General features: G+C 29.8%; 12 protein-coding genes and 2 pseudogenes. 1 reads left to right on the top strand and 13 read right to left on the bottom strand.

The genetic code is table 11. The annotated features are described in order from the left end of the window. Positions 1-16: 16 nt before the first annotated feature. Positions 17-1306, bottom strand: coding sequence for a histidine--tRNA ligase (gene hisS / locus C7N41_RS05280; RefSeq protein ID WP_105964674.1), 1290 nt, complete (start codon positions 1304-1306; stop codon positions 17-19). Between the two features lie 373 nt (positions 1307-1679). Between hisS and C7N41_RS05285 the strand changes: the two genes are divergently transcribed. After that, a complete protein-coding gene (locus C7N41_RS05285) occupies positions 1680-2531 on the top strand; it encodes a fructosamine kinase family protein (RefSeq protein ID WP_105964675.1) in 852 nt (283 codons plus the stop codon). Here the strand turns inward: C7N41_RS05285 and C7N41_RS05290 are convergent. The 12 genes and pseudogenes from C7N41_RS05290 to dnaJ form a co-directional block, all read right to left on the bottom strand. Then, a complete protein-coding gene (locus C7N41_RS05290) occupies positions 2524-3162 on the bottom strand; it encodes an HAD-IA family hydrolase (protein ID WP_105964676.1) in 639 nt (212 codons plus the stop codon). The genes C7N41_RS05285 and C7N41_RS05290 overlap by 8 nt on opposite strands. Positions 3163-3213: 51 nt before the next feature. Continuing rightward, complete coding sequence (gene dtd / locus C7N41_RS05295) at positions 3214-3660, bottom strand: D-aminoacyl-tRNA deacylase (RefSeq protein ID WP_105964677.1); 447 nt, start codon at positions 3658-3660, stop codon at positions 3214-3216. Positions 3661-3675: 15 nt separating this feature from the next. Beyond that, entirely contained in the window at positions 3676-5907 is a 2232-nt protein-coding gene (locus tag C7N41_RS05300) for a RelA/SpoT family protein (RefSeq protein ID WP_105964678.1), read from the bottom strand. A gap of 54 nt (positions 5908-5961) precedes the next feature. Beyond that, positions 5962-6702 (bottom strand): 16S rRNA (uracil(1498)-N(3))-methyltransferase, encoded by a 741-nt coding sequence (locus C7N41_RS05305; protein WP_105964679.1) that lies wholly within the window; start codon positions 6700-6702, stop codon positions 5962-5964. 5 nt (positions 6703-6707) lie between these two features. Then, positions 6708-7589, bottom strand: coding sequence for a 50S ribosomal protein L11 methyltransferase (gene prmA, locus C7N41_RS05310; protein ID WP_105964680.1), 882 nt, complete (start codon positions 7587-7589; stop codon positions 6708-6710). Beyond that, on the bottom strand, positions 7562-8227 hold the full coding sequence (locus tag C7N41_RS05315; RefSeq protein WP_225362872.1) for a DNA-3-methyladenine glycosylase: 666 nt from the start codon (positions 8225-8227) through the stop codon (positions 7562-7564). The genes prmA and C7N41_RS05315 overlap by 28 nt, the downstream gene beginning before the upstream one ends. A gap of 40 nt (positions 8228-8267) precedes the next feature. Continuing rightward, positions 8268-8605: pseudogene (locus tag C7N41_RS07965) on the bottom strand (hypothetical protein). 148 nt (positions 8606-8753) lie between these two features. Continuing rightward, entirely contained in the window at positions 8754-9506 is a 753-nt protein-coding gene (locus tag C7N41_RS05325) for a fructose permease (protein ID WP_105964681.1), read from the bottom strand. Between the two features lie 354 nt (positions 9507-9860). Further along, positions 9861-14893: pseudogene (locus C7N41_RS05335) on the bottom strand (CDP-glycerol glycerophosphotransferase family protein). 143 nt (positions 14894-15036) lie between these two features. Further along, entirely contained in the window at positions 15037-16290 is a 1254-nt protein-coding gene (locus C7N41_RS05340) for a solute carrier family 23 protein (protein WP_105964684.1), read from the bottom strand. A gap of 178 nt (positions 16291-16468) precedes the next feature. Further along, a complete protein-coding gene (lepA, locus tag C7N41_RS05345) occupies positions 16469-18307 on the bottom strand; it encodes a translation elongation factor 4 (protein WP_105964685.1) in 1839 nt (612 codons plus the stop codon). Positions 18308-18414: 107 nt separating this feature from the next. Then, the gene (dnaJ, locus tag C7N41_RS05350) at positions 18415-19581 is read right to left on the bottom strand and encodes a molecular chaperone DnaJ (RefSeq protein ID WP_105964686.1); all 1167 of its coding nucleotides are present in this window, start codon (positions 19579-19581) and stop codon (positions 18415-18417) included. Positions 19582-19594 lie beyond the last annotated feature (13 nt).

A 19594-nucleotide genomic window follows, 5' to 3' on the forward strand; every position in this document is an offset into this window, starting at 1 on the left:
TCTTTTCCTCCCCTTGTTATTCGAAGTTTTCTTCGATTAACTTTCCAAAATTATTTTTTACATCTTCTAATTTAAAAGTAACTTCTTTACCAGTTTCCATATGTTTAACGTGAACAGTACCATCTTCAATTTCTTGGTCACCAATGGTTAAAGTGAAGTTAGCATTAAGTTTATTAGCGCTCTTAAATTGAGCTTTAGGTTTACGACTTAAATAGTCACGATCTGCAGCAAATCCATTCATTCTCAATGATTGAACAATCTTTAAAGTTTCTAGATTTGCTTTATCTCCAATACCTACAACATAGGCATCTAACGGATTAAATGCTGGAAATTCTACCTTTTCAGATTCCATAAGAAGTAATAATCTTTCAACTCCTAAACCAAATCCTACTCCTGGCATTTCTGGTCCACCTAATTCTTTAACTAAACCATCATAACGTCCACCAGCACAAATAGTAGTATAACCTTCACCTAAGGCTTTAGAATTAGCCATAACTTCAAAAATAGTATGGTTATAGTAATCTAATCCACGCACCATAGTATGATCAATACTATATTTAATTCCTAATTCATCTAACAAAGTAGTAACTTTATTAAAATGTTGCTTAGCATTATCTGACAAATAATCCAAAATTGAAGGTGCATTATCAACAAAAGGTTGATCTGAAGGGTCTTTACTATCTAAAACACGCAGTGGATTTTTATTCAGTCTTTCCTGAGAATCTTCACTTAAGCTATCAAAATGAGGAGTTAAATAGTCTATAAGCGCTTTGCGATAGTTTGCTCTAGTTTCTTTATCACCTAAAGTATTAATAGCTAAACGTAAATCATTAATTCCATAATGTTGTAATAAGTCCATTGCCATTGCAATAACTTCTACATCTAATTCTGGAGCTTCACTACCAAAAGCTTCAACACCAATTTGATGGAACTCTCTTAAACGACCTGATTGTGGTCTTTCATATCTAAACATTGGTCCCATATAAAAAACTTTAACTGGTTTTTGTGTATCAGGACCATAAAGTTTGTTTTCCACAAAAGAACGAACTACCCCAGCAGTTCCTTCTGGTCTTAATGTTACGTGACGATCACCTTTATCATAGAAATCATACATTTCTTTAGTTACAATATCTGAAGTTTCTCCTGATGTTCTTGAAAAAACATCAAAATTTTCAAACATTGGGGTTCTAATTTCTTGATAACGATAATCAGAAAATATCATTCTAGCGGTTTCTTCAATATATTGCCATTTTTCTGATTCTCCAGGCAAAATATCTGCTGTTCCTTTTGGACGTTGATATCTCATTAGCAATACCTCCAATTTAAAATTAAAAACAGGGCGAATAAAAAAAGCCCTTGTCTAATATTAAAAAATATAGACAAGGGCGCAAAAAGCACGGTACCACCTTTACTTTGACTATTATGTAACGTATAAAACGAATGATCTAATCATAAAAATAAAGATCATTAGCCTCCAAAGTGTCATTTCTGGAATTTTAACAGTCGTCATTTCACCAAATTGACGCTCTCTTTTTCAGAAAAATCCCGTACTTTTCTTTTTCATCAGCGAACTATTCTATTCAATTTTTAGATTAATGTAATTATGCAAAAAAGTCAAGGATTACTTGTAAGCATTTATAAAATTATTTATTATAATGTAAGTATTGGAGGTAATAATTATGAAAAAATTAAACGAAAAATGGTTATCTCAATTACCCTTTAATAAAATTGAACAATTGACTCCAGTAAGTGGTGGCGATATTAATGACTCATATTCATTATTAGCAGATAATAAAAAATATTTTATGAAAGTACAACCTAACAGAGGTAAAAAGTTTTTTGAACATGAAGCGCAAGGTATTCACCTTTTATCAAAAGCAGCTAGAGTTCCACACATAATACAATATGGACAAATAGAAGAAGACGGCTTTTTAATTCAAGATTGGATTAATGTTAAAAATAATGGTGACCAATACGAATTAGGAAAAATGGTTGCAAATGTTCATAAAATTCATAATTCAAAATTTGGTTTAGATAAAAATTTTGACCTAGGAAAAATCCCCAAAAATAATGAGTGGAATAATAGCTGGACTGATTTTTATATAGATCAAAGATTAAATCCATTAGTGCATATGGCTCAAAAAAATGGTCTATGGAATGACTCTCGGCAAAAAGGATATGAAAAATTAAAAAAGAATTTCATTTCAGAATTTAATGAAAGAGATATTACCCCTTCTTTATTACATGGAGATTTATGGTCAGGTAACTTTATGTTTAACGAAAAAGGATTACCTTTACTAATTGATCCTGATGTATTTTACGGTGATCGTGAAATGGATATCGGCATCACCACTGTTTTTGGTGGATTTAATGAACAATTCTATCAAGGATATAATGCAGAATATCCATTGGAACAAGGTTGGCAACAAAGGTTAATATATTATCAATTTTATTACTTAATGGCTCATTTAAATCTATTTGGGGAAACCTATGGATTTGCAGTTGATAATATTTTAAACAAATTTATTTAAAATATTTTTGCAAAAAATCATAATAATTATTAATTTCTATTTCAGGGTTACCATTTGATTCAATTATATTATTATTATCAAATAAGCATCCCTCAATTGATGCATTGTGCGCAGCATCAATATCTAACTTACGATCACCAATCATCATAGCATCTGATCGACTAATATTATGTTTCTGAATTAAATAATTTAATGCTTCTGGATCAGGCTTTCTTTTAAAAGCCTGATTTTTTGTAATAATATCAGCAAAGAAATGTCTTAGGTTAAAATCTTGTAGTAAATTTAAAGCAAAATTATCACGATGAGTTAATAAATAATTTTTACCACCTTGATCAGCGACCATTTTTAAAACTTTATCAACATTTAAAAATGGTTTGGCATTAACTATATCCTCTTTTTCAAATTTATGATAAATAACAGATAATTCTTCTTTGTTAATACTAAATTCAGCAGCAAATTTTTGTAATGCTGTCCCTAGAGAATGTTGACGCATTGTTAATAAAATATCATATTTGTCAATTTCCATTTCATCAATATTCATTGCTTCTAACGCATCAGCAAAACTATCAACCATAATTGGATAAGTATCAAATAAGGTCCCATCAAAATCCCAAAAAATATTTTTTTGCATAATTAAACCTCTCCTATCATAAAAAGGGAGCAAATAAGCTCCCTTTTAGTATTATTTATTTTCTGTATCAAAAACAATCGTAAATGGACCATCATTTTGTAAATCAATTTGCATATCAGCGCCAAATTGACCAGTTTTCACTGAATTACCAGCATCTAATAGCTTTTGATTAAATGAATCATACATTTCAGATGCAAAATTGGGTTCTCCAGCATCAACAAAAGATGGGCGATTTCCATGTTTGGTATTAGCATATAAAGTAAATTGAGAAATAGATAATATTTCTCCATTTACAGATGATAAATTTAAGTTTGTCTTTCCATTATCATCTTCAAAAATTCTTAAATTAGTAATTTTACGTACTAAATAGTCAATATCATCTGAAGAATCACTATCCTTGATTCCAACTAATAATAAGTATCCCTTATTTATTTTGTTAAACAAATGATCATTGATTGAAACGCTAGCTTTATTTACTCTTTGTAATACAACTTTCAAAAATAAAACTCCTTTTTATTTAAATGGTCTTTTAACAAAATAAACATCATGAACATTCTTAACATGATTCATAACCATTTCCAATTGTGCTAAATTTTTAACACTTATTTTCAAAGAAATAGTTACGGTTTTATCATGATCAACTCTTCCCTCAACAGAATTAATTTGCTTACATACACCACTAACATTTTTAATAACATCATTAAGCATACTGTTTCTGTTATATCCTTCAACTTGAACATATGCATTAAACAAAGTATGTGAATCATCAGGAATATCCCAATTTACATTAACCAGACGATCATCATCTTCTATAACATTAGGACAGTTATCACGATGAACTGAAACTCCTCTACCTTTGGTTATATATCCAACAATTTTATCTCCTGGAACAGGTGCACAACAATGACTTAATCGAATTAATAAATTGTCTACGTCTTTAATAACAACTCCATCAGAAGGTTTATTTAACTTACTATTTTTATTGTTAGGATGATCATTATTTTTTTCAATAGTCTGATGATTTTCTAAAATATCTTTTTGTTCTTGTTCTTGACGTTTTTTCTCAGCATCATCACGAATTTGTAAAGTTAAAATATTAACTAAACCATTGGGTTGCTTATTGCCAAAACCCAATTCGGCATACATATCATCAATGCTTTTATAATAAGTTTTATTAAGCAATCTATCCATATTGGGTTTTGTTAAAACATCACTAATATCATAACCATTATCTTTAATAGCTTGATTTAATAAATCTTTACCTATTGCAATATTCTTTTCACGATCTTTATGTCTAAAGAACTGTCTAATTTTGTGTTTGGCTCGACTAGTAGTAACCAAGTTTTCCCAATCTTGACTAGGTCCAGTTGAACTAGTCGATGTCATAATGGTAACTATATCACCCGTTTTAATCTCATAGTCTAAAGGCTCAATCACTCCATTAACTTTAGCACCAGTGGTATGATTACCAACATCTGTATGAATTAAATAAGCCATATCTAAAGGACCAGCACCCTTAGGTAATTCTAAAACATCACCTTGAGGTGTAAAAGCATAAACGTGGTCACCAAAAAGCTCACCTTTAACACCATCCATAAATTCAGATGCATTATCAGTATCTTCTTGAATTTCAATAATGCGTTTAAACCAGTTTAAACGATTATTATCAGAAGAAGCTTGGACTTCATCAGTCATCCCTTCTTTATAAGCCCAATGAGCTGCAACCCCATATTCAGCAATTTGATGCATCTTTTTAGTTCTAATTTGTACTTCTAGTGGTTTGCCACCTGGACCAAAAACAGTGGTATGAAGTGACTGATACATATTAGCTTTAGGCATTGCAATATAGTCTTTAAAGCGTCCAGGCATTGGTGACCATTTAGTATGAATAGCACCTAATACCGCATAACAATCTTTAATTGAATCGACTATGCATCTAACAGCCAATAAATCATAAATTTGTCCAAATTTTTTATGTTTAATAACCATTTTACGATAAATTGAGTATAAATGTTTAGGGCGTCCATAAACTTCAACATTAGGTAAATTCATGTCGCTAACTTGCTTTTTAACTTCTTTAACAGCTTCATTTACATATGCAACACGTTCATTACGCTTAGAGTTCATTAAATGAACTATTTTATAGTATTGTTGAGGATTTAAATAACGAAGTGAGATGTCTTCAAGTTCCCACTTAATTGTTCCAATCCCTAATCTATCAGCTAAAGGTGCATAAATTTCAAGGGTTTCATTAGAAATACGCCACTGCTTTTCAGGTTTCAAATGTCTTAAAGTCCTCATGTTATGCAAACGATCAGCTAACTTAACAATCATTACACGAATATCGCTACACATAGCCAATAAAAGTTTTCTATGGTTTTCGGCTAATTGTTCTTGATTAGATTTATATTTTATTTTGCCTAGCTTAGTTACCCCATCAACAATAATTTCAACATTTTTGCCAAACTTTTCATCAATGTCATCTAAAGTCGCATTAGTATCTTCAACAACATCATGTAATAATCCAGCACTAATAGTTTCCGGGTCCATTCTTAGTTGAGCTAAAATACTAGCTACTTGAATTGGATGAACAATATATGGCTCTCCAGATTGTCTAGATTGCCCTTCATGACAATCAGCAGCATAATTGTATGCTTTTTTAATAATGTCAACGTGATCTTTATTCATATATTTATTAACTTCATTAAATAAGTCTTCAGCAGACCATACTTTATGTTTAGACATTCTAATCACTTCTTTTTAATCATTTTTATAAATTCTATCATAATTGTTTAGTTTTTACTTTAACAAATCAAACCACATTGAAATTGATGAAAGAAAATATAAAGGTGCTGTTTCAGTTCTCAAAATTCTAGGACCTAAACCACAAGTCTTATAACCATTTTCTTTAAGTTTAGATACTTCATCAGGAGAAATACCTCCCTCGGGTCCAAAGAAGGCAGCAATGCTATCAGCTGGTTTAGTATTGTTTAAGGAATTAATTAAATCAGCCTTTTCACCTTTTTTAGCAGATTCCTCATAAGCAATTAACTTATGATCATATGATTCCTTCAATAAATCATTTATAGAATCTAAATATTTAACATCCGGTATTTTGTTACGGTGGGATTGTTCAGCTGCACTTCTAACAATCTTACTTAATCTATTAATTTTTTTAGATGCTTTGTTATTTTTCCATTGTGCAATTGACCAAGCTGTTTGTAAGAAAATAATATGATCAACACCTAGTTCAGTTGCTTTTTGAACAATTAATTCAGATTTATCTTTTTTGGGTAACCCACAAATAATTGTCACGTCTACAGGTAATTCCACTGAATTATTTTTTATTTCTATTACTTTAGCTTCACTTGCATCTTTATCAATAACTTCTGCAATAAAAAGTTTATGATTACTATCAACAATTTCAAATTTATCCCCATTATTAGATCTTAATACCGATATAAAATGGTGAGCAATATCATCAGACATTAAAAAAGTTTCATTTAAACTTAAAGTCTTATCAGTAAAATAGTGTTGCATCTTATTTATTCACCTTCCTCTTTTAAATGAGCAACAATTCCACGCCAATCACCTAATGTCATTACTTGATCTAAAATAAAATCATTAGATTGGAGCGTTTGTAATGTAATATCTAGTTTTTCATTAATAATTCCAGAAATAATAATAAATCCACCTGCATATAATGTGTCTTTTGCCTGTGGTATTAAAGGTAATACCGCTTCAGGTAACATATTTGCCAAAATAACATCACTTTTTTCTTTTAACCCATCTAATAGACTATTTTTAGTTACCGGAATTTCATTTTCATAGCCATTAAGTTTAATGTTGATTTTTGCAGATTCAATAGCATCATCATCATAATCATAGGCTTTAACTGAATCCGCACCCATTAATTTTGCAGCAATACTTAAAACTCCAGAACCTGTTCCAACATCTAAAATCGACTGATTCTCTCTTAGATAAATTTCCATAGCTTGCATACATAATTTGGTTGTTGGATGAACTCCCGTTCCAAATGCTTTTTTGGGATTTAATTTAATAACCATTTCTTGTTCAAAAGATTTTTTATATTTCTCCCATACCGGAGAAATTGTAAGATATTTTGTAATTCTAGTTGCATGATAATATTTTTCCCATTCTTTACTCCAATTATTATCACTTAATTCTTTAGAAATAACTTTACCTTTACCCGGATTTAATCCATATTCATTTAATTTTTCCACTCTCTTTTGAATTAATGGAATCTGATCATTAATATTAAAATCCTCTGGAAAATAAGAAGTAATTACTGTTTCATTATTTTGTTCTTCCACTTCTACTCCTAGTGAACCAAAATCCATTAAAATATTTATTACTGCATCTTGTGATTCATTATTGGTTAATACTGAAAGTTTTGTCCATTGCATTTTAAATTCTCCTTATTCGTCCATCCGTATGTTTTGAAATTACAATTATTCATTTTGATTTTTGAAACATAGGGATTAGCAGATACATAAAATCGTAATTTTTTACTATCCCACATACCTTTATTTTTAATGCCAATTCTAGCTGATGAACTAATATGTTCAGGTATAGCTACATTAGTAATATCTAAAGATAATTGGCCTTCATCTAATTTTTTACCATTTAAATTGAGGTTAATGTTAAAAGCTTGAGTTAATTTACCAGGGCCATTAGTAATTTCATAATTGTTTTTATTTCTATTATTAATCATAGCATCTGTTATTTTAATCGGTTGAACTGCTCTAATCAATACTCCTTCTGGTATCCCCTCAGATTGAGTGATTATATTCAACAGATTATGCCCAAACATAGAATAAATATAAATAGTCCCTGCTCTTAAATACATAGAATTATTTTTGCTTGAATGATAATTATTATAAGAATGACAAACTCTATCATTTATCCCTAAATACGCTTCATCTTCAACTATATATCCACTAAAAATATTACCATAATTATCTTTAACATTTATTATATTGCCTAGTAATTTTTTAGCAATTTTTTCAGTAGAATCATTTGATAAATAATTAATAATATCCAAATTGATGCTCCTATCAAATATACAAAAATAGTGCATCCAACTAATCGGACGCACTATTTTCAGCTTCTTTTCTTTTTTGTTCCTTTATTTGTTTTAATTTTTCTTCATGTTGCTTTAAGTGTCCCTCTAAATATATCAGCAAAGAATTTTCATCCTTGAAAATTCGAGGATGCTTTTGTTTATGAAGTCTTAAATCAATCTCATTAATTTTTTGTCTTCCAGTCCAACGATGACCGTATCTAATAATCAATCGATTATTTAATCGTTTTTTCCGAATCTAAAAACATAAACATTATCGGGTGTAAGTAGTGGTCTGATATATGTTTTTTTATAATAATATCCATTATCTCTTAAAAACTTTTTTGTTCTATTTAACATCTATCACACCTCCCAACTAAAAAATATTAAATAAAATATCCATGACAAATAATATACTTAATATAAAGTTTATATTAAGTTATTTAAATTGTCCACCAATTAATAAAAAAGTCTTGCTACTAAACATTAAACAAGACTTTTGAATCAATTATTCTTTTGTTGATCCAACATCAATAGCTTGATGTTTTAAGTTTCTAAATACAAAAGCATCTGCAATACCTGTAATTCCACCTTGGAAGAAGAAGGCAAATACAGTTCCTAAACCGAAATTAGTAAATTGATGAGTAATAATAATAGCGATAATTGCCATTATTGTAGGTGGAATATATGAGAACCACATTGCTTTGGCAGCATTACCACCACAATATTTAAATCTAAGAATTTGCATTAAGTCATCAGCTGGATGTAGAGCAATATTTACTCGTTGGTAAATAGAAATTGCGATTGCAATTAAAGCAACTCCAAAGAAGTTTAAGAAAACATATAGTAAAATCATGCCAATACTATGAGCTTCTGGTAACCATTGGGTAACTAATCCATTAAAGTAATTTATTAACAATGAAAATGGTCCTAAGAAGGCAGCATTACCAATAATTCTGCTCCAACTCCAATGTCCAACTAAAATGGCATTGAATACAGCAATCAACATTCCTAGTCCAAAGAATGCCCAAAACAGAACCCATTGTCCATTTCCTAGAACTGCAAATCCTAGATTATTTTCAGCAGCTGTCCAATAAGCTGATCCTAAAAATGAAGGATGAATTTTAACACTTGTAACTAATGTTAAAACATTTCCCATCGCATTAATAACTAACGAAATAACAAAGTACATAATAGTACTAGACCAAGAAATAGTTCTTGGAGTCTTTGTTGATTTTTTTGCATCTGAAGACTTTTGCATAATATCAATACCCCTATCTATAAAATCAAATCATTATATTGTGAATTATTTATCTATCAAATTTATAATTCACATTTAAATATTTTTACTTAATACAAACACAGCCACAAAAATAATATAAACAGCCAATTAATCAATGAAACAATACTTAATATAATGATTAATCAGCATTTTTTAATTGTGAACTTCATAACAAAATAAATTATAACCTATTTAATTAATAAAATAAAGGGTATTTTCAAAAAATGTAAGCGATTTTATTAATTATTATATACATTTTAATTAAACAAGTGAAATATATATCAATAAAAAAGTCATTAAAGCAATTAATATACTTTAATGACTTTTTTATTTTTAATAGAGATCTTCAATATTGACCCATAGCTGTTTTCCATTAAGTTGTATTAAGACATACTTCATTCCAATTTTTTCCTTAAAATCAGGATCCATTAATTGCATAACTTTAATAACTCTAACAGTAATACCTTTATCATTATAATTATGAGAAAAGTCAACATCTTCATGGTCTGCAAAATCTTTTCCAGAGTTCCATAATGAAGCTCCATCATGAATTTTCATTTCATTTTGTAGATTATATTTAGAAATATTATCGTCAAAATTCTCATTCATATTATCGTCATTTAAGAATTGATTAACAGCACGTTCAGATGATTTTCCATCCATCCATGGAGTAAATTTATCAATGAATTTTTTATAATTTTCATTCATAGTCCAATTACCAGATAAGATATGATCAAGTTCATCTATAACCCCATCATTAGTTTTAACTATTTTACCAGGAGCATCTTTAACAAAATCAAAGTAAAAGCCTCTAATTTCATTAGCATAATCATCTAAATCATAAGTAAAGAAAATCATTGGACGTTTTAGAACAGCGTAATCAAACATTACTGATGAGTAATCTGTGATCAAAACATCACTAATTAAATATAATTCAGCAATATCTGGATATAAACTAACATTTAAAGCAATATCTGAATAATCAGATAAGTCTAAATTATTAGCAATTAAATAATGAGTTCTAACTAAAACAATTACATTGTTGCCAAAATGTGCTTTAATTTTTGCAAGGTCCAAATGTAATTTTGCAGTAAATTCATTAGCCTTAACATATTCATTATCACGCCAAGTTGGGGCATACAATATAACTTCTTATCTGCAGATATATTTAGATCTTCTTTAATTGAAGCAATATCCTTCCATGAAGAATTAACTAAAACGTCATTTCTTGGATAACCATCTAGCATCATTTGATTAGCATTCATTCTAAATGCTCTTTGCATAATATTAGCAGAATACATATTAGGAGCAATCATTTTATCCCAACGACGATTATCTTTAAATACATCTTTATGATATCTAGCAGCGTTAATTCCAGGCATCGTAACCAAATTAACATCAGCAGCTAATGTCTTTAATGGTGTTCCATGCCAAGTTTGAATTAATTTAGTGCCCTTACCAGGTTTCCATCTAAATGGTCTTCTAACATTAGTAACAAAATATTTTGCTTTAGCTTGTTTTAATATCCCGCTATAACTAAATCTAATAACATAAGGAATATTATTTTCTTTAAAGTAATCAACATACTCCCTATTTACATTCCAATACATCTTATATTCAGGATGATTCTTTTTCATGTATTCATAAATAGCTTTAGGATTATCTGAATATTGAGTTCCAAAGAAACTTTCAAAAATAATAATATTCTTTTTAGTAAGCATATTAGATAATCTATTAAGAATAGAAGCCTGTAAATAATTAACCTTAAATAAATGACCAAATTTTCTAGAAATTAAACGTTTTTCAGGGACTTGATCTAATTCACTATTTTTAGTAGACAAAATCTTTTCTACTACTTCTTTTGAAGCATCACCATTTTGTCCATATTGAGCAAATTTATCATAAAAATCAATCAATTTATCATGATAATTATCTGCAACCGCATCTAAATGTTGAATACGATTAATCAATTCATCTTCAGTTTTTATAATTGGACCTGGGATCTCTTTATCATAGTCTAAATAAACACCACGATTTTCATCATCCAAGTACCAATCTTTATCATAAGCATAAAATAACATTGGACGTTTTAGATGTGCATAATCAAACATTACTGACGAATAATCTGTGATCATTGCATCACTAATCAAATATAGATCATTAATATTATTATAATCACTAACATCAAAAACAAAACCCGGATTACTATAAAAACTATTTGAGTGAGCCACAAAATAGTGCAATCTAACTAATAATACATACTTATCAGAAAGTTTGGCTTGCATTTTATCTAAATTTAGTTGAAAATCAAAACCTTCATCTTCACGATAAGTTGGTGCATATAAAATTACTTTTTTATCTAATGGAATCCCCAATTTGTTTTTAACTGAATTGATATAAGCATCATTGTTATTGGTATATAATTCATCATTTCTAGGAAAACCTGACTTGATTAATTTTTGATCATAATCAAAAGCTTTAGTAGCAATTTCACCCATATAATCAGAAGGTACTACCATATAATCCCAGCGACGATTTCTCTTAGCAAAACGACTTTGAACTCCATGACTAGCAAATTTAAAATGAGGCTCATCAAATCCCATATGTTTCAAAAAGGTTCCATGAAGTGTTTCTACTTCAATTTGACCCTTACGTTTAGCATATCGATTAGGCATATTAGTATTTTGAATAATGTATTTAGAAACAGCTAAATAATACCAATACATAAAGCTATTTACTTTAACTTTAGTGGCTCCACCATTAATAGGTGTTTGAATATTTTTAAAAAACCAAACTGTTTTAATTTCAGGATGACTTTTTTGCATATATTCATACATTAATCTTTCATTACTATCAAACTTACTAGACCAATAACAATCAAATACCATAATTTTTCTTAATGGTAGAAAACGCATAAATGGATATAATAACGAGTATGAAAGTGATCTAAATACCTTTTTAGAATCAATAAAATTTGAAAAAGGTTGATTAATTTTAAGTTCTAAATCATTATTATTACTATTCTGGATTTGATAATATATCTTATCTTTACCATTAAAAGATAGATCCTGTTTAGGAACTAAATGTGATTCATCAGTTAATAATCTAAAGACTTTAATTTTATCATTAACATATAAATAAACTTTAAAAATATATTTACCTGATAAAATATTTAATTGGTTCTTTTCTTTATTAGTTATTTGAAAATTTAAAGATAATAAATCCCCATTTAATTGAAAATCATTATTACTGTTATCAAAAACTTTTCTAACGGTTTTATCACTACTTATCATTTCAATTTTACTATTATTAATATTCAAATTTTCATTTTTCAGATAATCAGGAATATTAATGGATAATTTTAATAAATTAGACGAATTAAGATTAATACTATTAGTAATAAAAGGTGTATTTTCATAGATAATTTCAATACCATCTCTATTATTATAAAATACAGTGTAACTCATATTATCATCAGTATTAATTTGAGCACTTGGTTTATTTTGATCAAATACATAATTAATCTGACTATTAGTAAAACTATCTTTCATAACTAACAAGGCTTTTTGATTAAGCATGTTTGTATTCCAACCAGCGTTATCAAAAACAATGTTATTTTCATTAACCTTACCAATAATATGCGTTTCATCTGGCATTATAAGCTCAGCCTTAATGTGTTTGTTACCAGTATTTATAACATCAAATACTAAGTTCTTTCCTGATTTTAAAACATTAGAAATAATTGGGGATTTAATATCGTCTTGATATAAACTATTTGATTTAATTACAAAATCATTAACACTATTAAAACGAGCACTAATTTTCGTATGCTTGTCTTCATTTACATAAGGTAGAATAAATTTATTTCTAGTCTTTTTATTAGGATCCGCAACATAACGACTTACCAAATACTTGTTGGCAATCAAATCAGTTATTAGAATTTTCCAAGTTCCTAATCCTAGCTTTTCAATAGCATCATTAATATCAAAACTAAATTGATATCTAGCATTGGTCCATTTACCACGAGCATTTAATAATCTTTGAGGCAATGATGTTTTCGGCCTATTTATATTGATTTTCATTTCTTTATCACTATCAATATTAACTAACTTAGCTGAAAACAATTCATTAACATTACCTAAACTAAGTAAGTGCTTAGACAATCTCATATTTCTAATAATAAAGAAACCACGACCAATAAACTGGCCGTCTTCGTCAATTTTATAATTGGTCATTTTTTGATTAATTTTTGCATTATCATTACCTAATTCAATTGCCGAAGATATTTCATCACTATAATCAAATATTTCTGGCATATAATATTTATATGATAATCCATGAAAACCTTTTTTAAAATGTCCAACTGATTGACGATAAGTATAAGTGTCAAGAATATTAAATTCACCATGTCTTAATGCATAATAAACAACTTGTTGTTTAACTGGTAAATTATTCATTGGTTTAGAATCCCACAGATTCCAATCACGTAAAAATTTATAAACCATTTCTTGTGCTTTATAAATATAGCTTTCTTCATTGTCACCAATATTTTCAATAAATATAAAAATGTCTAAGAATAAAATCTTATATTTAAAGTCTTTAAATAAAGGACTATTTGCACCTTGGCCAACTTTTTTTAGCATATCTCGACATATATCTAAAGCATCTAGTCTACTTTGAAAGTTAGATAATGCACTTCTACTTTGAGTGATTGAATCATTACTTTCACGCCAACGCCACTTATAAACCACATCTTCAATTATATTAGTAACTTTAGATTTTAAATGTACTTGTAAGGTAAAAGGTATATCTTCATAGATAATACCTTCAATAAATTTAATATCATTGTCTAGTAAAAAATTACGACGATATAATTTATTCCAAACTGTAGTATCATATAACAAATCATGATTATCATAAATGTTAGTATTATTAGCGTTATCGTGGATAGCAAAGGAATGTAAGTAAGAATTCTTATAACGATTTTTATCAAAACGTTTAACAAATCCCACAACTACATCTGCATTATTTTGATTTGCATTATAAGATAACTTAGAATATCCATCTGCTGGAACTAAATCATCCCCATCAACAAAAGCAATGTATTCCCCTTGGGCATGTTTTATTCCATAATTTCTAGTAGAACTAATTCCACCATTGTCTTTATGTAATGCCTTAAAAGAATCGTATTTTTTTGCATATTGATCAACAATAGCTGATGTATCATCAGTGGAGCCATCATCAATCATCAATACTTCCATATTTTCTTTAGGAAAATCGGTTTGTGCAATAGATTCAAGACAAGCAGCAACGTAATCTTGAACGTTGTAGCAAGCTACTATTACAGATAAATATGGTTTATTCATATTTAATACCTCTCCTTAATTTTTTCATATACTATTTCAATAAAAAATACCCATTAAAAATGGTTTGGTATACTTATACATGTAAACATACATAATAATTATATCATTAATATCACCATTTTTAATCGGTATTTAAAGCAAAATTATTTATTTTCTTTTGGTAAAACTAAATTTAACATAATTCCTAACAAAGTTGCGATTGCTAATCCATTCAGTGGTAATGTTCCAATTTTTAGCATAAAGCCACCTACCCCAATTACTAAAATAGATGAAACAATCATCAAATTACGTTTAATATTCATATCAATATCATTTTCAATTAAAATTTTAATTCCACTTGAAGCAATTGTACCGAACAGCAAAAAGCTAATTCCACCAATCACCGGTAATGGCATTTGCATAATAATAACATTTAATTTATTTACAAATGAGAAAATAATTGCAAATAAAGCAGCTCCAATCAGTACATAAACACTATGAATTTTAGTAATAGCCATCACACCAATATTTTCACCATAACTAGTTACTGCTGGGCCGCCTACTAAACCAGCAAAAATAGATGCCATCCCATCACCACTTAAAGTACGGCTTAAGCCTGGATTCTTAAAATAGTTACGACCCGTTAATTCGTTTAAGACCATTATGTGCCCTAAATGTTCAGTAATTGTAACAAAAGCGATTGGAGCAATGGCCAATATAGCACCCCATTCTAAGTGAACATTATATGAAACAAATGGAATTTCAAATTTAGGCATAGCAAACCAAGGTGCACTAGCAATTGTATTTAAATTAACTTCACCCATAAAAATAGAAATTATATATACACAAGCAATCGCTAACAAAATTGGCATGAATCCTAAGAACCCTTTTAAATAAATATTAAATGCTATAGCCAATAATAATGTAGTTAGAGCAATAAAAACAAATTTTAAATCATATTTGCCATTATTCATCATTGCATTATTTGCGGCACTACCAGCTAAAGATAAACCAATTACAATTACAATTGGTCCTACTACTACTGCTGGTAAAATATGATCAATCCAGTCAGAACCAAAGAAGCAAATAATAAGTGCAACTGTTAAATAAATTAATCCAACTGCAATAACACCTTGAGCAATACCAGGATACCCAGTTGCCTGCATTAAATATTTCATCGGAACAATAAAGGCAAAACTAGACCCCATATAAGCAGGAATTTTCTTTTGGGTAATTAAAATATGAAGCAAAGTACCTATTCCTGATGCAAACAATGCAATGCTAGGGCTAAGTCCCACTAGTAGTGGAACAATCACTGTACTACCGAACATTGAAAATAGGTGCTGCATTGATAACATTAACCATAAAAAGAATCCTGGTTTTTCATCAACATCTAGAACAACATCTTTATTTTTCATTTAAAATACCACCTTAATTAAAAATTAAGAGTAGTTTTAACTTAGCAAAAAAGCCTACTTAACCGTGTATGGGTAAGTAGACTTAATTAAGATTCGCCGTATCTTACTAGCCTCACGGGACTAAGTTAAAGACTCTTTATTAAATATAATAATATATAATTTTTAAATCATCGTCAAATTATTTACTACCTTTTTCTTCTTCATCAGTTTGTAAGACTGCCATGAATGCTGCTTGAGGAATCTCAACTTTACCAACAGACTTCATACGTTTCTTACCTGCTTTTTGCTTTTCTAGTAACTTCATTCTTCTAGTACGGTCACCACCATATAAATGAGCGGTAACATCTTTTCTATATGCTTTAATATTAGTTCTAGCAATTACTTTTGCCCCAATAGCAGCTTGGACCGGAATTTCAAAGTTTTGTCTAGGAATAATATCTTTTAACTTAGTTACGATTACTCTTCCACGACTTGCAGCAAAAGAACGATGAGAAATAAAGCTAAGTGCATCCACTTTTTCACCATTTAATAGAATATCAATTTTCACTAAATCAGATGGCTTGTAATCAGAAATTTCATAATCTAATGAGGCATAACCTCTTGTTGCAGATTTTAATTTATCGAAGAAGTCAAAAATAATTTCTGACAATGGAATATAATAAACAACATTTACTCGATAGTCATCAATATATTCCATAGTATCAAATTGTCCTCTGCGATCTTGACATAGTTCCATCACTGGACCTACATAATCATTAGGAACCATTACTGTTGCTTTAACAAATGGTTCTTCAACGCTTTTAATTTCAGATGCATCTGGCATTTCAGAAGGATTTTCAACATCTTTTACACCATCATCTGTGGTTTCAACATGATAAGTAACAGATGGAGCAGTGGTAATTAAGTCAAGATTAAATTCACGTTCTAAACGTTCTTGAACTACATCCATATGCAATAGACCCAAGAATCCACAACGAAAACCGAATCCTAAGGCTTGTGATGATTCCGGTTCAAATTCCAAAGCTGCATCATTTAACTTAAGCTTTTCAAGTGCTTCTCTTAAATCACCAAATTTGGCATTATCGGTGGGATATAATCCAGAATAAACCATAGGTTCCATTTCACGATATCCAGGTAAAGCCTTTTCAGCAGGATTATCAACTTTAGTAATAGTATCACCCACTCTAGTTTGGGTAATATCTTTAATACTTGCAGTAATATATCCCACATCACCCGACATAAGATAATCTCTCTTAACTGGATGAGGAGAGTTCACACCTACTTCGGTAACTTCATATTCGCTACCACTATTCATTAGACGAATTTTATCTCCTGGTTCAACAGTACCATCGTACAAGCGAACACTTAATACAACTCCACGATAATCATCATAAACAGAGTCAAAGACCAAAGCTTTAAGTGGATCTTCAACATTACCTTGAGGAGCAGGAACTTCATGAACAATTTTTTCTAATAGTTCTTCAATTCCAATTCCCTTCTTAGCACTTGCCAAAACAGCATCGTCTGCATCCAATCCAATAACATCTTCTACTTCTTTTTTTACCATATCTGGTTGTGCAGATGGCAAATCAATTTTATTTATAACTGGTACAATCTCTAGATCATCATCAATTGCTAAATAAACATTGGCTAATGTTTGAGCTTCAACTCCCTGTGCAGCATCTACAACTAAAATGGCGCCTTCACAAGCAGCTAAACTTCTAGATACTTCATATGAAAAATCCACGTGTCCAGGTGTATCAATTAAATGAAATTCATAATCATGACCATCTTTGGAATGATATTTTAATTCAACTGCATTTAACTTAATAGTAATTCCACGTTCTCTTTCAAGATCCATATCATCAAGCAATTGATTCTGCATATCACGTTTAGCAACTGTATCTGTCATTTCTAAAATACGATCAGCTAAAGTTGATTTACCATGATCAATATGCGCTACAATCGAAAAATTACGAATGTATTTTTGGTGCTCCTTCATTTTTTTGATATCCATTTTTATTCCTACTTTCAACTGATTAATTATTATATTTAATTATAACAACCAGTAACATAATGCACAAATTAAAAAAGAGTTGATGCTAATGACATCAACTCTTTTTATTATTTTTTACCATTAATGGCATCTTTCATTTTTTCAAAGAAACCACCATTTTTATAACCTTTTTCGCCACTAGCTTCAGCAAAAGCTCGTAAAGCTTGTTTTTGATCACGATTCAAACTCTTAGGTGTATCAATTTTGACATGAACTAATTGATCACCCTTACTGCTGCTATTTAATCTTTGAACACCTTTTCCTCTTAGTCTAAAGGTTGTTCCAGATTGAGTTCCAGCAGGAATATTAAGTTTAACGTCACCATAAACAGTCTTAACATCAATTTCACTACCTAATGTAGCTTGAACAAATGATATAGGTTGATTATAGTCTAAATTATAACCATGACGTTCAAAATCTTTGCTTGGTTTTACTTGGAAAATAATGAATAAGTCACCATAAGGGCCACCATTAGTACCAGCTTCACCTTGATTTTGTAATCTCATTTGTTGACCATCATCAACACCAGCAGGAATATTAACTTCTACTTCATGGCTTTCTTGTTTATGACCAGAGCCACCACAAGTAGGACATTTTTCTTTAATTTCCTTACCAGTTCCATTACATACAGGACAAGGATGTTGAGTTTGCATTCTACCTAGAGGTGTATTTTGTACAGAAGTTACATAACCGCTTCCACTACAATTATGACATGTTTCAGGTTTGGTACCTGGTTTAGCACCTGATCCCTTACAAGTATTACATTGTGCTTGACGATTATATTTAATAGTAGTTTTCTTACCAAAAATAGCATCTTCAAATTTAATTGACATTTGGTATTGTAAATCACGACCAGGTTTTGGAGCATTTGGATCACGACGTGCTCTTTGACCACCGCCGCCAAAGAATTGACTAAAGATATCGTCAAAGCCACCGCCTCCGGTGCCACCAAATCCACCGAAGCCGCCAAAGCCGCCGCCAGAACCACCGGCGCCGCCGAAGCCACCACCAGCAGGTCCATCAGCTGAACCAAATTGATCATAATTTTGACGCTTTTGAGGATCACTTAAAACTTCATAAGCCTCATTAATCTCTTTAAACTTTTTTTCAGCACCTGGAGCCTTATTAATATCGGGATGATATTTTTTTGACATTTTACGATAAGCATGTTTAATGTCATCTTGACTTGCATCTTTGGATATTCCAAGAAGACCGTAATAATCTTTTTCAGCCATTTTTATCCCCCAT

The sequence above is a fragment of the Apilactobacillus micheneri genome (assembly GCF_002993975.1).
GTDB lineage: Bacteria > Bacillota > Bacilli > Lactobacillales > Lactobacillaceae > Apilactobacillus > Apilactobacillus micheneri.

What these genes read in the sequence shown, in the direction of transcription:
- hisS (WP_105964674.1), bottom strand. Translation starts at nt 1,306, where the DNA reads ATGAGATATCAACGTCCAAAAGGAACAGCAGATATTTTGCCTGGAGAA.
- C7N41_RS05285 (WP_105964675.1), top strand. Translation starts at nt 1,680, where the DNA reads ATGAAAAAATTAAACGAAAAATGGTTATCTCAATTACCCTTTAATAAA.
- C7N41_RS05290 (WP_105964676.1), bottom strand. Translation starts at nt 3,162, where the DNA reads ATGCAAAAAAATATTTTTTGGGATTTTGATGGGACCTTATTTGATACT.
- C7N41_RS05300 (WP_105964678.1), bottom strand. Translation starts at nt 5,907, where the DNA reads ATGTCTAAACATAAAGTATGGTCTGCTGAAGACTTATTTAATGAAGTT.
- C7N41_RS05305 (WP_105964679.1), bottom strand. Translation starts at nt 6,702, where the DNA reads ATGCAACACTATTTTACTGATAAGACTTTAAGTTTAAATGAAACTTTT.
- prmA (WP_105964680.1), bottom strand. Translation starts at nt 7,589, where the DNA reads ATGCAATGGACAAAACTTTCAGTATTAACCAATAATGAATCACAAGAT.
- C7N41_RS05325 (WP_105964681.1), bottom strand. Translation starts at nt 9,506, where the DNA reads ATGCAAAAGTCTTCAGATGCAAAAAAATCAACAAAGACTCCAAGAACT.
- C7N41_RS05340 (WP_105964684.1), bottom strand. Translation starts at nt 16,290, where the DNA reads ATGAAAAATAAAGATGTTGTTCTAGATGTTGATGAAAAACCAGGATTC.
- lepA (WP_105964685.1), bottom strand. Translation starts at nt 18,307, where the DNA reads ATGGATATCAAAAAAATGAAGGAGCACCAAAAATACATTCGTAATTTT.
- dnaJ (WP_105964686.1), bottom strand. Translation starts at nt 19,581, where the DNA reads ATGGCTGAAAAAGATTATTACGGTCTTCTTGGAATATCCAAAGATGCA.